At 72.5% G+C, this 14,009-nt stretch carries 13 protein-coding genes; 7 read left to right on the top strand and 6 right to left on the bottom strand.

All coding sequences use genetic code 11. The features are described 5' to 3' along the window. Positions 1-210 precede the first annotated feature (210 nt). From ACIQOV_RS06095 to ACIQOV_RS06085, 3 genes are all read left to right on the top strand, one after another. Positions 211-1,449: a cytochrome P450 gene (locus ACIQOV_RS06095; RefSeq protein WP_401045422.1), complete on the top strand. Its 1,239-nt coding sequence runs from the start codon at positions 211-213 to the stop codon at positions 1,447-1,449. 125 nt (positions 1,450-1,574) lie between these two features. Beyond that, a complete protein-coding gene (locus ACIQOV_RS06090; protein ID WP_401045419.1) occupies positions 1,575-1,922 on the top strand; it encodes a hypothetical protein in 348 nt (115 codons plus the stop codon). 181 nt (positions 1,923-2,103) lie between these two features. Next, complete coding sequence (locus ACIQOV_RS06085) at positions 2,104-2,385, top strand: hypothetical protein (protein WP_401045417.1); 282 nt, start codon at positions 2,104-2,106, stop codon at positions 2,383-2,385. A gap of 45 nt (positions 2,386-2,430) precedes the next feature. Here the strand turns inward: ACIQOV_RS06085 and ACIQOV_RS06080 are convergent, their stop codons facing one another. Next, on the bottom strand, positions 2,431-3,477 hold the full coding sequence (locus tag ACIQOV_RS06080; protein ID WP_401045415.1) for a winged helix-turn-helix domain-containing protein: 1,047 nt from the start codon (positions 3,475-3,477) through the stop codon (positions 2,431-2,433). A 238-nt stretch (positions 3,478-3,715) separates the two neighbouring features. Between ACIQOV_RS06080 and ACIQOV_RS06075 the strand changes: the two genes are divergently transcribed. Then, complete coding sequence (locus ACIQOV_RS06075; protein ID WP_401045412.1) at positions 3,716-4,621, top strand: hypothetical protein; 906 nt, start codon at positions 3,716-3,718, stop codon at positions 4,619-4,621. Positions 4,622-4,871: 250 nt separating this feature from the next. Here ACIQOV_RS06075 and ACIQOV_RS06070 read toward each other — a convergent pair whose 3' ends face one another. Continuing rightward, complete coding sequence (locus tag ACIQOV_RS06070) at positions 4,872-6,092, bottom strand: ArsR/SmtB family transcription factor (RefSeq protein ID WP_401045409.1); 1,221 nt, start codon at positions 6,090-6,092, stop codon at positions 4,872-4,874. Between the two features lie 244 nt (positions 6,093-6,336). Here ACIQOV_RS06070 and ACIQOV_RS06065 point away from each other — a divergent pair, with 244 nt between their 5' ends. Further along, positions 6,337-6,717 (top strand): hypothetical protein, encoded by a 381-nt coding sequence (locus ACIQOV_RS06065; RefSeq protein ID WP_401045407.1) that lies wholly within the window; start codon positions 6,337-6,339, stop codon positions 6,715-6,717. A gap of 205 nt (positions 6,718-6,922) precedes the next feature. Continuing rightward, positions 6,923-7,174, top strand: a complete 252-nt coding sequence (locus ACIQOV_RS06060; protein WP_401045404.1) for a hypothetical protein — start codon at positions 6,923-6,925, stop codon at positions 7,172-7,174. Positions 7,175-7,343: 169 nt separating this feature from the next. Here the strand turns inward: ACIQOV_RS06060 and ACIQOV_RS06055 are convergent, their stop codons facing one another. Then, positions 7,344-8,156 carry a hypothetical protein gene (locus ACIQOV_RS06055; RefSeq protein WP_401045401.1) on the bottom strand — a complete coding sequence of 271 codons (813 nt, stop codon included), beginning with the start codon at positions 8,154-8,156 and terminating at the stop codon, positions 7,344-7,346. Between the two features lie 171 nt (positions 8,157-8,327). Between ACIQOV_RS06055 and ACIQOV_RS06050 the strand changes: the two genes are divergently transcribed. Next, positions 8,328-9,065 (top strand): histone-like nucleoid-structuring protein Lsr2, encoded by a 738-nt coding sequence (locus tag ACIQOV_RS06050; RefSeq protein ID WP_401045398.1) that lies wholly within the window; start codon positions 8,328-8,330, stop codon positions 9,063-9,065. Between the two features lie 58 nt (positions 9,066-9,123). Here ACIQOV_RS06050 and ACIQOV_RS06045 read toward each other — a convergent pair whose 3' ends face one another. From ACIQOV_RS06045 to ACIQOV_RS06035, 3 genes are all read right to left on the bottom strand, one after another. Continuing rightward, positions 9,124-10,761, bottom strand: coding sequence for an alkaline phosphatase D family protein (locus ACIQOV_RS06045; RefSeq protein ID WP_401045395.1), 1,638 nt, complete (start codon positions 10,759-10,761; stop codon positions 9,124-9,126). 319 nt (positions 10,762-11,080) lie between these two features. After that, positions 11,081-11,452 carry a multicopper oxidase domain-containing protein gene (locus ACIQOV_RS06040; protein WP_401045393.1) on the bottom strand — a complete coding sequence of 124 codons (372 nt, stop codon included), beginning with the start codon at positions 11,450-11,452 and terminating at the stop codon, positions 11,081-11,083. Continuing rightward, on the bottom strand, positions 11,413-13,719 hold the full coding sequence (locus ACIQOV_RS06035) for a lantibiotic dehydratase (RefSeq protein ID WP_401045390.1): 2,307 nt from the start codon (positions 13,717-13,719) through the stop codon (positions 11,413-11,415). The genes ACIQOV_RS06040 and ACIQOV_RS06035 overlap by 40 nt, the downstream gene beginning before the upstream one ends. Positions 13,720-14,009: the final 290 nt, after the last annotated feature.

Here is a 14,009-nt window from a genome sequence, read left to right as displayed (position 1 = left end):
GGGCGGTGCGCCGGACGGGCCCATGCCCCGTTGACGGCCGCGCCGCGCCCCTCTACAACGGAGCACGGGCCCCGGTCCGCAACGGAGCACCGGCCCCGGACAGGCCGGCCCCGCCGCGGGGCACCGTCCACCGGGGCGCCCCCGACAGGTCCTGAGAGTTCCCGAGTTCCCGAGTTCCTGAGCCCCCGAGAGCTCGTGAGGAGCGATGCCATGGCTCCAGACGTCAGCCGCTGCCCGGTGCTGGACATGACCGCCCGGCGCATCCACCAGCAGAACGCGGAGCTTCGCGCCGCCGGGCCCGCCGTGCGGGTCGAACTCCCCGGCGGCATCATCGCCTGGTCCGTGACCCGCAGCTCGGTGATCCGCGCCCTGACCGGCGATCCCCGGATCTCCCGCGACCCGCGCAGGCACTGGCCCGGCCTGGCCTCGGTGCCCGAGGGGTGGCCGATGGGGCCGATCGCGTTCCAGCAGAACTTCTTCAACCTCTACGGCCGCGAACACCGTTCGGCGCGGCGGCAGATGGCGCCCTCCTTCTCGCCCCGCCGGGTGTCCGGGCTGCGGCCCGGGATCGAGGCGACGACCGCCGCCCTCGTCGGCGCGTTCCGCGGCCTGGGCCCCGGCGAGGCCGTGGACGTCCGCCGGGCGCTGTCGCTCCCGCTGACCATGACGGTGATCTGCGACCTCTTCGGCGTGCCCGCCGACATGCGGCCGCGGATCGGCACGTCGATGGACGCCCTGCTGACGACGACGGCCACCGCCGAGCAGATGACCGCCTCCCGGGCGGCGATCAACGTGGTGCTGACCGACCTGCTGGAGCTCAAACGGCGCTCCCCCGGGCCCGACCTCGCCACCGACGTGGCCGCCGTCGGCACCGGCGGCGGGACGGGCCGCAGCGAGGAGGAGTCCCGCGACATCCTCTTCCTGATGCTGGGCGCCGGGTACGAGACCGCGGTCAACCTCATCACCAGCGCCGTCCAGGCTCTCCTCACCCACCCCGGCCACCTGGCCCGGGTCCGCGAGGGCGGCCTCGGCTGGGGGGACGTCATCGAGGAGACCCTGCGCCACGAGAGCCCGGCGATGCACATCCCGCTGCGCTACCCGCTGGAGGACATCGACCTCGGCGAGGGCGTGGTCGTCCGGCGGGGCGAACCGATCCTGCTCGGCTTCGGCGCGGCCGGCCGGGACCCGGAGGTCCACCCGCAGCGGCCGGACGACTTCGACCCGACGCGCCCCGACAAGGAGCACCTGGCCTTCGGCCACGGCCCGCACTTCTGCCTGGGCGCGCCACTGGCCCGACTGGAGGCCGAAGTGGCCCTGGACGGGCTCTTCGGCGCCTACCCCGGTGCCGTCCTGGACCCGTCCAGGGCGGCGCCGGCCCGGATGGAGTCCGTCATCATCAACGGCCCCTCCGAACTCTGGATCGTCCCCACGCCCGCCCCGGCCGCCTGACCTTCGTCGCGAACGACCGTTGTGCGCGTAATCGTTGTGGCACGTTCCGCGACATCGACCGAAGACAGGCGACCCCGGCAGTGCTGGAACACCCCGGGGTCCGGCAACAGGAGCAACCACTCCCGATGCGCGTTCATCGTAGCGCCCACGTGCGCGATTTCACCGTGTTGCCCAACGGCATGCTGCAGTGCCGGCGGCTCTCCTACACCGCCCGCGGCCTGCTCGCGGACCTCCTCTCCCGCCCCGAACGGCCGGCGCGAGGACGGCCGGCACATGGCCGACACCAGCCCCAGGGCCGTGGCGCGATCCGCAAGGCCCTGAAGGAGCTGACCGCCGCCGGGTACTACCGGGTCGAGAGGATCCGCATGCCCGACGGCACGATCGTCACCGAGACCCACGTCTACGACACCCCGCAGCTCGCCCCGCCGGGTGCCACCCGTCCGGTTCCCGGCGAAGCGGCCGCCGGTCGCTGACGCCCCTCCAAAGGACCGGAACCGAGAACCCTCCCTCCCCGACGTGGAAATGACGAATCATCAGGAGGGCGAGGGAGCAGCTCCGTGAGGCGATCGCCACCCTGTTCCGGGTGATCCGGCCCGAGCCGCGCCTGCGCCTGGGCGAGGCCGAGGCGTGTGAACTCGCTCCCCTGGTCGCGCGGTGGCTGGAGCGCGGAAGCAGCGCCGCCGACCTCGCCCAGGCCTGCTGTCGGGCCTGCCCAGCCCGTTGCACTCGGCGGTCGCGGTGCTCCGCTACCGCCTGCGGCACAAGCTGCCGCCCGCCCCGACTGCCGCGCCGCCCACGCCAGTTCGGTACGCGGAGTGCGCCCGCTGCCACGACCCGGTGCCCCGCCCCGGCACCTGCGGCCCCTGCGCGGGCATCACCCCCCGTCCGCCCGGCGTCGGCTGCGGCGCGGCGGCCACCCGCCTCGGCGCCGCCTGACCACCGCCCGACCACCGCTGCCGGCCTCGGTGTGCCGTCCGACGTTCAGGAGGCTTCGGGGGATGGGATGTTGGTGCTCAGCAGGGTGAGTCCGAGATGGGTCAGCGTGTGAAGGACCGCCTTCCGCTCCCGGGTCAGGGCGGTCAGCCCGGCCTTGCGCAGGGTGGTGGCGTGCTCGCTGGCACTGGCCGGCGAGATACCGGCCCGCTGCGCCAACTGCGTCGTCGTGCAGGCGGGATGGTCGGCTATGACGCACAGCACGATCGCCCTGCTGCGGCCCAACAGCGCGGCCAGGGCCGGCGGCACCGGGGCACCGCCTCGGCGGGTACCGGCAGGCGGTGCCCACAGGGCCGCCGCGTCGACCGGGTCGTGCAGTGCCTGGTAGGCCATGACCACCGTGTCGTCCTCGGAGCCGGCGAACAGCTGGGGAACCGGCCCGCAGAACACCGACGGAGCCAGGACGAACGAGCGGCCCGACAGGTGGAGGTCGGCTTCCGGGTGGTTCAGCGGCCGGTAGCCGGGGATCTCCAGCACCGGCGGGTTCCACACGGCCATCGGGCGCAGGCCGTCCAGGAGCGCTCCCACCCCGCCCCGTGCCATGAGCCTGCCCCGTCGCGCCACTTCGCCCTGGAGGTGCTGGTCGATGCGCGGCCAGTAGGGGGCGACCGCGACGTGGTGGCAGTGCTGCAGGGCGGCGCCCAGCCGCCGCAGCGCCCGCGGGGCGGCGTCCATCGCCTCGGTCAGCCATGGTGCCGCAGACCCGTCCGTGCGCGGCTTGACGGAGAACTCCGCGCGCAGCCGCGAGGTCGGCGTACTGATCAGCCGCTCTATCCCCTCCTCCACGCAGTCCACCGCGCCCACCAGGGTGAACAGGTCCACCAGTGCTCCGCAGGCGGCCGGGCTGAGGAACCGCGCGGCCTCCCTCCCGTCGGCGCCGATCCGCGGGCCGGTCCGCGCGCGCCACCCGCCGAACAGCACCGCGCGGTCGCGCCACTGCACGGTCCGCAGACTCAGCTGCGTCTCGGCGAGCGGCCCCAGCACCGTGACCCGTACCCGCGCCAGGTCCTCGGCGGTGAAATGAACCCGTAGCACGCCGTCCTCCTCATCCGCGCCCACACCCTGCGGCTGAGCCTTGCCGACGCACTCGTTTCGGGGCAGACCGAAACGAGTCGAATCCCGCACGGCTCGGATGGACTCTTTCATCCGGCAAAGACGCGAACGATCCCGACAACGATCACCGAGACAAAGAGTTGGCTGGACAGACCCCCTGAATCGTCCGCACTCGGTAGGCAAGCAGCGACACTGATCAACTCGATGACGAGGAGCCCGGATGGATGACCTATCACCCAAGGACGGCAAGACGCACGAGCGACTCGTGTCCCGCCTCAAGCTGCTGACGTCGGCGGTTCTGGTGCTGCTCCTGCTGATGGCCCGTAGCTGGTTCGAGGGCCAGAACATGATCGGCAGCGCGATGCTGTTCTTGGCTGTCGCCGTGTGGGTCGGCGCATCGGCCATCCTCCACCTGGCGGGGCGCGAGGGGAACAGCAAGGCTCATGGTGCTGCCGCGCCCGCCATTCAGGCGCCGGTCCGGGCGCAGAGAACCACCGGTCCGAGCCCCACCCGGCCGTTTCAGGGGTGGCGTGGGACATTCCGTCCCGGGCTCAACAGCCTTGTGGTGCTGACGGTGGTGGCAACGATCGTGCTGGTCGCCGACCGCCCGTGGAATGCACCGTGGTGGCCGGGGCGACACGAGGCTTCGCAGCTGCCGCAGGCGTGCACGGCCGGGGCCACGGCAGCGGCGCATCTGACGCCGAATGCGGCTGCCGACGGGAGCGAACGCCTCAGCGCCGGCTACGGTTCCGGCTCACGGTGCGTCTGGCGCGACCGGGAGATCGGCACCACTCTCGTGATCGACTACGTGCTGGGCAAGTGGGACGGCACCTTCGGCTCCGACGCCACCACGAGCGCGCGCAAACAGCAGGCGCTGAACATACGCGCTGCCAACGGTCCCAGGTCACACTCCGGCACGATCACCGACCTCGGCGACGAAGCCCGCAGCGTGTACCAGCCCGGTGGCACCGTGCACGTCCTCGTCCGGCGCGCCAACGTGGCACTCAGCGTGTCGTACTCACCAACGCCCAGCCTCGGTCAGAACACGGACCAAGTGGACGCGGTCAGCCTGGCCGCCACTGAACAGGCCGCCCGGGAGGCCCTCACGCCCGTACGACTTGACTAGCCTGCGCGTCTCATCCGGGGTCGCGTCCGGATGGTGATCGGAAACGCGAAAGGGCTTTCTGAGCTGCAGCGATAAGGCTTGTCCAAGCTTGGTTTCTAAGGTCGGCGGGTTTGGTGTTCCTTGATCGACTCGGCGCGTTCGACCGTCTTTCCGACGTGGTGGCACGTGGCTCTGTGCTCGTTCTTCGAGCCGGAAAGCCGTCCCGCGCCCGGCCGGGACGGTTTCGGTGCGGCCGCCGGACAGACCGCCGTCACGCACGCAACGCAACTGATCGTTTCACCGGGACGATACAGCCGCGCCGGATTCCGCCGACGCTGCGCCTGACCGGCTCCCGTACCCCGGGCGCCCCCACCGACGCCGTCGATGCCGGCTCGGCCCTCGCCGACCTGACCGCCCTCCTCGCCGACCACGCCCGTGGAGCCGGCCGGTGCCGAGTTCCTCCGGCTCCTAGCCGTGGAAGTGATGGCCGTTGAGCAACGCGCCGCCGAGGGGGGGTGAGCGTGTGCAGGACGGCACTGCCGCGTCTGGTGGTGATGATGAGGCCGGCCTGGCGGAGTACGGAGGCCTGCTCGCTCGCGGTGGGCAGCGACGCGCTGAGGCGTTCGGCCAGCTGCCCGGTGGTGCAAGGGCCGTCGCCGATGGCGTGGAGGGTCCGGGCCCGGGTGCGGCCCAGGAGCGCGGACAAGGCGCCGTCGATCCCGTGCCGGGACGTCGTCAGCAGTGCGGTGACGTCGGAAACGCCTCGTATGACGGGGAGGAAGAGCAGGACGGGTGCCTGGTCGTCCATCGGGTCGGTGTAGGGAATCGGCCTGGTCTGACAGAAGGCGGACGGGACCAGTAACAGGCCCCTGCCCTCCAGGTCGACAGTGCTCGTGAGAGCGCCTCTGCCGACCTCCAGCGTCGGCGGCTTCCAGCGGAACTCGGGCGGCAGTCCCGTGAGCATCGCCTCGGGCCCGTCCTGGGCGAGCCTGAGCGCGTGCGCGGTCTGCTCCGCCCGCAGCCGGGGCAGGATCCGCGGCCAGTGGGGAGCCACGGCGACGCGGTGGACGTTACGGAGGAACACCAGCAGTTCCTCACGGTCCGCCCGGACGTGCGCGATGTCGCCCCACGCCACACCCGCCCAGGGGTCCGTGCGGCGTAAGTAGCGGGCCCGCGCCTCGACGGCCCCCTCGAGTTCGGTGCGCAGGCGCTCGGCCGGTGCCGCGCGCAGTGCCTCGATCCCCTCCTCGACGGACGACGAGGCGCCGGTGACGGTGAACAGGTCCAGGACGGTCTCCTGGAAGAGGGAGGAGGCCGGATGGACGCGGGCGGGGGAACGAGCATGGACCTCGTGTCTCCATGCGCCGAACAGCGCGCGGCTGTGCGGTTGTTGCAGGGTCGTCAGCGCGTGCAGCGTCTCGCCGAGCGGGCCCCAGGTCGCCGCTATCCGGGTCTTGGCGAGGTCCTGCGGGGTGAACGTGATGCGCAGCATGTGAGGGTCTCCCGGGTTCTGTTCGGACGCCCACCTTCCCGGCGCCCATCGTCTCCGGTCGCGTACGACTGCTTCAAGTGGGCCTCACCGCAGGGGTTTCGGCGACAGCCGAAAGGACTGGGGCCGCGCCCGCCGGCACCGTCAGGATGGGTTCCGAGGGCGGCGGACCGGGGCCCCAAAAACACCGGTGGTCCCCCCGGGCCTGATGGCCGTCCGAATCGAGAAACCACCCATGGAGGCGTTCATGCGTATTCGTCGTGCTCTCGCGGTCACCGCTGTCGGTGTCACGCTCGCTGTGGGCGCCGCGGCCGCACCGGCCGGCGCCGCCGCCGCGCCCTCTGCCGGCGTCACGGTCACCTGCGGCAACGCCTACTGGCCTCACACGGACAAGGACAACGGGTCCGGAACCATCAACAAGTCCGACGGCGCGGCGGTCCACACCGGCCCGTACGGTGCGTGCACCACCGTCGGTACCATCGGCGATGGGATCAAGGTGGAGTACGAGTGCTACTCCGTCAACGGGTACGGCAACAGGTGGACCTGGGTCCGTATGGTCGGCGGCGGAAGCTTCGGCTGGGTGTACAACGCCTACCTCGACAATGGGGGCGCCACCGTGCGCTGCTGAGCGCGCTCGGCCCCACCGATCCGTCGCACGCGCAAGGGGCCCGCTGTCCCACCGGACGGCGGGCAGGCGCACGGCATGCCCTACCCGGCCGGGCGTAGTGATCGAGGGCCACGTCCTCTCCCGCACCGCCGACCCGCAGCGCCCACTCTTTCATCCGTGCCCGAGGCACACTCACACATCTACGAAGCGACAGAGGAGAACGCCCATGCGCGCACGTCTGCTTCTCACCGGCCTGGCCCTGGCGGCGACCGTGCTGGTGGGCGGCGCCGCCACCGCCCAGGCGGCCCCCGCGCCCTCCCGGGCCGACACGGTCTCGGCCGCGGTTCCGGGGCACTGGGTGGTGAAGGGCCCCTACACCGAGTCGATGTGCATCGCCATGAGGGACTCCTACGCCGGCGACGCCTACTGCTCCTACTCCGGCACCAACAAGTACTACCTGCACTTCTGGGTCCTCTGACCCTCTCCTCGCGGGCTGCTCCCGCAGCGGCCCCGTCGTGAGTGCGCGGCACCATGGGGGCCCGGGGGGCGTCGGCGGCGCGTCAGGAAACGGTTCCGGCCCTTCGGTTCGTCCGAAGGGCCGGAGTCGCGCCGGGCGGGGTCGAGTGCCCCGGCCTCGCTCTACGGGGTCACGGGTTGACGGGGCCGAAGATCGTGGTCGGCTTCTTCTGCTGCGGGGTCTCCAGGCTCTGCAGGCAGAGGGTGTACTTGGTGCTGCTCCGCTTGTAGGTGAAGTAGCCGTCGGCGGTGGGGAACTTCCTGCACGCGGCCTCGCCGTCGTTGGTGTCCTCCTCGCGGCCCACGACGCGGGCCTCGGCCTTGGGGTCGGAGCAGGGCACCACTTCGACGTCGGGGTTCTTGTCGACGAGGCCGGGCAGGGCGGCGGCGATCGGGTTGTTGTTGTGGATGCAGTCGCCGGCCTTGGCGAAGTCGGGGTCGCGCTTCGCGACGAGGTAGATCACCGTGATCAGGAGTGCCGGGATGAGCACGCCGAGGATCGTGGGCCGCAGGTACACCGGCTTGCCGGGGTCCATCGGCGGGCGGGGCGCGCCGGGCAGCGGCTCCGCCAGCTTGTCGACCTTCAGGCGCTGCGGGATGTTGATCAGCATGATGATCGGGTTGACGATCATCGAGGGGATGCCCCACCAGCCCTGCCAGAGGCTGTCGGAGGTCATCTCGCGGTGGGTGGCGATGCCGCAGCTGCGGCAGAACGGCCCCCGGGTCTTCAGGTACTTCAGGATGATGATGAGGCCCAGGTGCCCGCGGAAGGTCGCGTCCACGGCCGGGACGGATCCGCAGTGCTGGCAGCTGAGCTGCCCCTCGCCGTAGCCGGGCAGGCCCGGACCGGGTGCCGGGGCGTCGGAGGCGGGCTCGGTGGGCGCAGCGCTCTCGGGCAGCTCGGCAGACTGAGTGGAAATGGTGAAATCCCCCGTGACGGTCACGAATATGTGCGTCGGGAAACCTACCGCTGCCGGGGAGCCGGGAGGACCGATTTATTCACCGGCCGACGGAAGGTCGCCGAACCGTGATCACAAACCGGCCGATCGATGCCGAAACCTCCCCGGTCGGGCGTCCGACCGGCCCCTGTCGGCGGCCCCGCGTACGGTCGCCCCATGGATGACCAGCGGGAATCGCACGCGGCCGGAACTCCGGCGCACGGGGCGGCGCACGGGCCGGGCGAGGACGTACGGCAGGCGTGGGGCCGGGTGACGGGGTGGCTGGAGCGGCACGACCCGGCGGTCTTCTCCGCCCTCGGCGGCCCGGGGAGCCGGGAGGGCGTCGACCGGGCCGAACGGCGCATGGGCCTGACGCTGCCGCAGGAGTTGCGGCAGTGGCTCCTGGCGAACGGCATCGACGCCGGCACGCGGCCCGACATGCCCTCGTGCCTGGTGACGCGGGACTGCGCCGTGCCCCTGCCCGGTGGCCACATCCTGCTCGGCCTGACGGACATCCAGCGGGTGTACCTCAGCCGGATGGGCCTGGAGGAGGCGGAACCGTCCGAGGACCCCGACTGCCCGTTCTGGCACCGCGCCTGGGTGCCGGTCGCCGCGGAGCGCGACGGCCTGTACGGGACGTTCGTGGACACGGTCACCGGAACCGTCGGCACGTGGGCGGAGGCGTCCTGCCCCGAGGAGGGCGTGTACGCCTCGCTGTCCGCGTTCTTCCACCATGCCGCGGACTGCCTGGAGGGAGCCCCCACGGAAGCCGGGAAGGGCCCCTCCCGCGAGCCCGACCCCCGGCCGCGGGACGAGCCGATCCGCCGCTGGGCCCACGCCCACGGCTTCCTCGTCAACGACCGCGGACGCGTCCCCGCGACCGTCCGCGAGGCCTACGAGGCGTCCCAGCGGTGAGCGGCCCCGCCGCCTCCCTCGCGGCGGCGGGGCCGGGGCGTTCGGCGCGGTGCGGGTGTCAGGCGGGGCGGATGCCCGGGTTGCCGGCCTCGGTGGTGAAGGAGGCGGCGGTGGACAGGGTGCCGCCGGGGCGGGTGATGTGGGAGACCACCCGGTAGTCGGCGCGGGCGCGGTGGCGGTCCAGGGTGAGGACGGTGTAGCCGCGGCGCCCGTCGTAGAACTTCATGTGCGGGTTGGCCGACATGAGGTTGTTCCAGTTGGAGGGCTTCTCCTCGCCGTCGCCGTCGCTGCTGATCGAGGTGCCGACGAACTCCACGCCCACGGTGCGGGAGCCGGGGTCGTCGACGTTGCGCTTGACGTCCAGGGCGTAGGCCACGTGGACGTCGCCGGTGAGCAGCACGAGGTTCTTGACGCCGGAGCGGTCGACGGCCTGCAGGAAGCGCTCGCGGGCGGCCGGGTAGCCGTCCCAGGCGTCCATGGAGAGCTTGGAGCGCTCGGCGGTGGTGTTCTTGCGGCGGGAGAAGACGACCTGCTGGGGCACGACGTTCCAGGTGGCCCTGGAGCGGCGCAGGCCCTCGGCGAACCAGCGTTCCTGGGTGGCGCCCATCAGGGTGCGCCCGGCGGCGTCGGACTCCGGGGTGGGGTACTGCCAGCCGTCGCCGTTGGCCTGGTCGTCGCGGTACTGGCGGGTGTCGAGGATGTCGAACTGGGCGAGCTGGCCGAAGTGGACGCGCCGGTAGAGGGTCAGCTCGGTGCCGTGCGGCTGGGGCATGCGCAGCGGCTGGTTCTCCCAGTAGGCGCGGTAGGCGGCGGCGCGGCGGGCGACGAAGGGGGCCGGGTCCTGGTTCTTCTCCGGGATGCCGGCGGCGTAGTTGTTCTCCACCTCGTGGTCGTCCCAGGTGACGTACCAGGGGTGGGCGGCGTGCGCGGCCTGGAGGTCGGGGTCGTTCTTGTAGAGGGAGTAGCGCAGCCGGTAGTCCTCCAGGGTGGTGGTCTCGTGGTTGAAGTGGGCCGCGAGGGTGCGGTCGGTGTACTTGCGGTCGCCGCCGGCGGCGTCGATGCCGTATTCGTAGATGTAGTCGCCGACGTGGAAGACGGCGTCCAGGTCCTCGTTCGCGAGGTGGCGGTAGGCGGTGAAGTAGCCGTCCTCGTAGGCCTGGCAGGAGACGAGGGCGATGCGGGCGCTGTCGAGCTTCCTGCCGCGCGGCGGGGCGGTGCGGGTGCGGCCGACGGGGCTGGACCAGGAGCCGACGGTGAAGCGGTACCAGTACTCGCGTCCGGCGTCGAGGTCGTCGACGTCGACGTGGAGGGCGTAGTTGAACTCGGCGTGGGCGCGGGCGGTGCCGCGGCGCTCGACGCGGCGGAACTTCTCGTCGCGGGCGATCTCCCAGGCGACCTTGACCGAGCCGGTGGGCGGCAGGCCGGCGCCGGGCTCCAGGGGGCGCGGGGCCAGGCGGGTCCACAGCACGACGGCCTCGGGGGTGGCGTCGCCGGAGGCCACGCCGAGGGTGAAGGGGTTGTCGCCGATGGCGCGCGGGGCGATCTCGTTGTCGGCGGCGTGCGCGGAGGGCAGGTTGACGCCGAAGGCGAGCGCGGCGGCGGCCGAGGTGACGGTCAGGAAGCGGCGCCGGTCCAGGCGGGCGGCGGCCTCGCGCAGCATCCGGTCGGGCGTGGGGTGGTCGGCGGGGCGGGTCATCGGCGTGGTGGCCTTTCGCAGCTCGGGGGTGTGCGAAGGGAATTGGAGTGGACCGCCCCGTACGGCGGGGGTCGGGATCACGGCAGCAGAGTGATCATCTGATGGGAGAGCGGTGAAGGTCCGGCACTTCACCCCGAACCGGACGGAAGGCCGCATTCCGGTTGCGCCCGCCGTGTCCCGACCGGCCCCGACCCGGCCCCGCCGCGCGCCCCGCGCACCCCGGCACCCGCCCGTGCGCCCGGTGGGTGCGGCCCGCGCAATGGGCAGGTCAAGGCGCGCGGGCCGGACGCCTTCGGGTGAGCGGGCCCGGGACGGCCCGTCAGACGACCTCCAGGTTGGCCATCATCCCCATGTCCTCGTGCTCGGCGTTGTGGCAGTGGAAGAGGTAGCGGCCGCGGTAGCCGTCGAAGCGGGTGATGATCTCCGCGGACTCCCCCGGGCGCAGCGAGACGGTGTCCTTGAGGCCGGCGTCGTGGGGCAGCGGGGGCCTGCCGCCGCGGGTGAGGATGCGGAAGCCCACCAGGTGGAGGTGGACGGGGTGGTGGACGTCGGCGATCAGGCGCCAGATCTCGGTGTCGCCGAGGGGGACGGTGACGTCGGTGCGGGCGGGGTCGAAGGGGCGGCCGCCGATCAGCCAGCCGTGGCCGCCGTTCATGCGGCCGGCGCGGAAGGCGAAGTCGCGGGTGCGCACGGCGTCCTGGCGGTGCCAGTCGGGCAGGTCGGTCGACAGGACGGGTGGGATGCGGCTGTCGTCGGCGGCGGGGCGGCGGGTGATGCGGAAGGCCATGATGTCGCGGGTGCGGCCGGTGCCGAGGCGGTTGACGAGGCGGACCAGGGAGCCGACGGGGGCGGCGGCGAAGTCGACGACGAGGTCGTGGCGTTCGGCGGGGGCCAGGGGCAGGGAGTGGTGGGTGACGGGGGTGGCGAGCAGGCCCTGGTCGGCGCCGATCTGGACGAGGTCGAGGCGGCGGCCGTCCTCGGTGCGGGCCTCGATCTCGTAGTGGCGGGCGTTGGAGGCGTTGAGCAGGCGCAGGTCTTGTCGGGGTGCGAGCGGGAGAGGTCGACCAGCACCTCGTCCTCGTCGAGCAGTTCCCGGTACCGGGTGTGGATCTCGTCCAGCAGCTCCGGCGCCTCGGCCTGGAGCATCGGGGCGAAGCTGGAGTGGGTGAGCGCCTCGCGCACGGCGTGGCAGTCGCCGACGACGGCGAGGAAGTCGCCGCGCGCGATCGCGGCGGCGTCCGGCGCGGCGAGCATCACGTCCGGGTTGCACAGCGCGGGCGGGGTGTCCGGGTGGCGGGCGAGGAGCTCCTCCAGCCGGGCCCGGTCGACGACGCTCTCGGGCCGGCCGTCCTCGGCGCCGTCCAGCAGCAGGGCGACGACCTCGCGGTCGAGCGCCTCGATCTCCCGGTCCACCTCCTCGCACTGCGCGGCGAGGCGCGGCTTGTCGGCGAAGAAGGCGGCGTAGAAGTCCGGCAGCGGTACGGGCGTGCCGAGGCCGAAGCGCCGTGCCGTCCAGTGCCGCAGGACCTCCAGTTCGCGGCGGATCCGCAGCCGGGGGACGAGCAGGGTCAGGTCGTAGACCGCGGACAGCTCGCGGCCGATCAGCCCGGTGACGTCCGGGCCGAGGACGACGTCCTCGACCGGGCTGTACGCCTCCTCGTAGAGGATGCTCCGGTCGGCGTAGTGCCGGCCCTCGGAGCGGTTGGCCGCCGACCCGGTGACCTCCTCGAAGGCCTCCTTGAGCTCGCCGAGCAGGGCCGCGCGCCGCGCCGTCGGGCCCTCGGCGAAGCGGCGCAGCCCGTCCTCGAAGCGGCGCACCACGGCGAGGTCGGGGGAGTCCTCGGCGAGGTGCCCGGCGAGCGAGCGCAGCACGTCGGTGGACCCGATCGGGATCTCCCAGCGTCCGATCAGCCAGTCCTGGTCGACGAGTTCGGCGAGCACGTGGTCGAAGTCGAGGTCGGCCGGGCGGTCCGGGCGTTCGGCCCAGGCGGCGCGCAGCCGCGCCACCGTGCGTTCCCCGTCGCAGTGCTCCCAGAGCCAGGAGCGGTGGGTGTCGAAGGTGTCGGACTTCACCGCGACGAAGCGCCAGCCGTCCGGCATGCCGGTGGTGGACTCGAACGCGTACAGCCGGACCAGGGGGCCGTCGGCGAAGGCGAGCGGGCGCCGGCGGGGGCGCACCGTCTCGAAGGCCTCCGGCCGGGCGCTGAAGACCTCGGCCATCGCCTCGCCCGCCCAGTGGCTGAGCAGGGCGATCCGGCGCAGCGGGCCGGTGGACCAGGTGATGCCGGTGGCGGCGGTGCCCTCGGGGGCCGCCCGGGCGACGGCGAGGGGGCCGAAGTGCGAGTGGGTCTCGTTCTTGGTGGTGACCCGCTGGAGGTACATGGCGAGCAGGTCGGTCATCCGCTTGACGTGTCCGTCCGACCCGGTGCCGCCGGCGGCGATCCAGGCGGTGAACTCTTCGAAGCGGGCGTCGTTGGACAGCAGCAGGACCTGCTGGAGGGAGGGCTCGCGGAACAGGTCCACGACGGTCCGGCGGGCCCGGGCGAGGGCGGCGCCGTGCTCCTGTTCGAAGGCCTTCCAGTGGCCGTCCAGGGTCTGCACCGCGTCCTGGTAGCGCTTGGCCGAGTCCAGGGCGGCGGGGCCGAGTTCGGCTTCGAGCCGGGCGAGGTCGGCGGGCGGGAAGGGGCGGAGCATGCCGACGCCGGAGGCGAGGTCGCCCCGGGTGCCGGCCTGTTCCGCGCGCAGGGCGGCCTTCAACTCCCGCCCCAGTTCGACGGCTTCGTCCCGCAGGGCGAGGACGGTGTCGGCGGCCCGGGCGGTCGGACGGTCGACGACGCGGTCCAGTAGCGAGAGCGGGTAGCCCGCGTGGCGCAGCATCGCGACCGGGGCGAGCGACCACCCCCGGCCGCCGTCCTGCGTGGGTTGCACGGTGTCGGGGCGCTGCCTTGGCTCGTCCATGATCGTCCCCTCATGGCTGACTTGATCACGACAGTTCGTGACCATACCCAGACGTCGAGAGGTCTTTCAATAACGATGTGGTCAACCCGTCGGGTTCCGGCCGGAACTGACCGGTCGACAGCCGAAACTCCGAGGTCGTGCAGCAGGGTCGGGCCATTGGGATGGCCTCGGTGGGGCGCATTCGTCCGGAAATTGACGACAGGTCAGGTGTCGGGTCGGTCGTGGCACGAGCCGTCGGGGCCGGACGCGCCGGAGGGGCGCCCCGGGCGGGGCGCCCCTCCGGGTGGGTC

The organism is Kitasatospora sp. NPDC091257 (genome assembly GCF_044757675.1).
GTDB lineage: Bacteria > Actinomycetota > Actinomycetes > Streptomycetales > Streptomycetaceae > Kitasatospora > Kitasatospora lactacystinica.
Note: the sequence above shows the minus strand (reverse complement) of the source record. Positions and strands in the feature narration are given on the sequence as shown.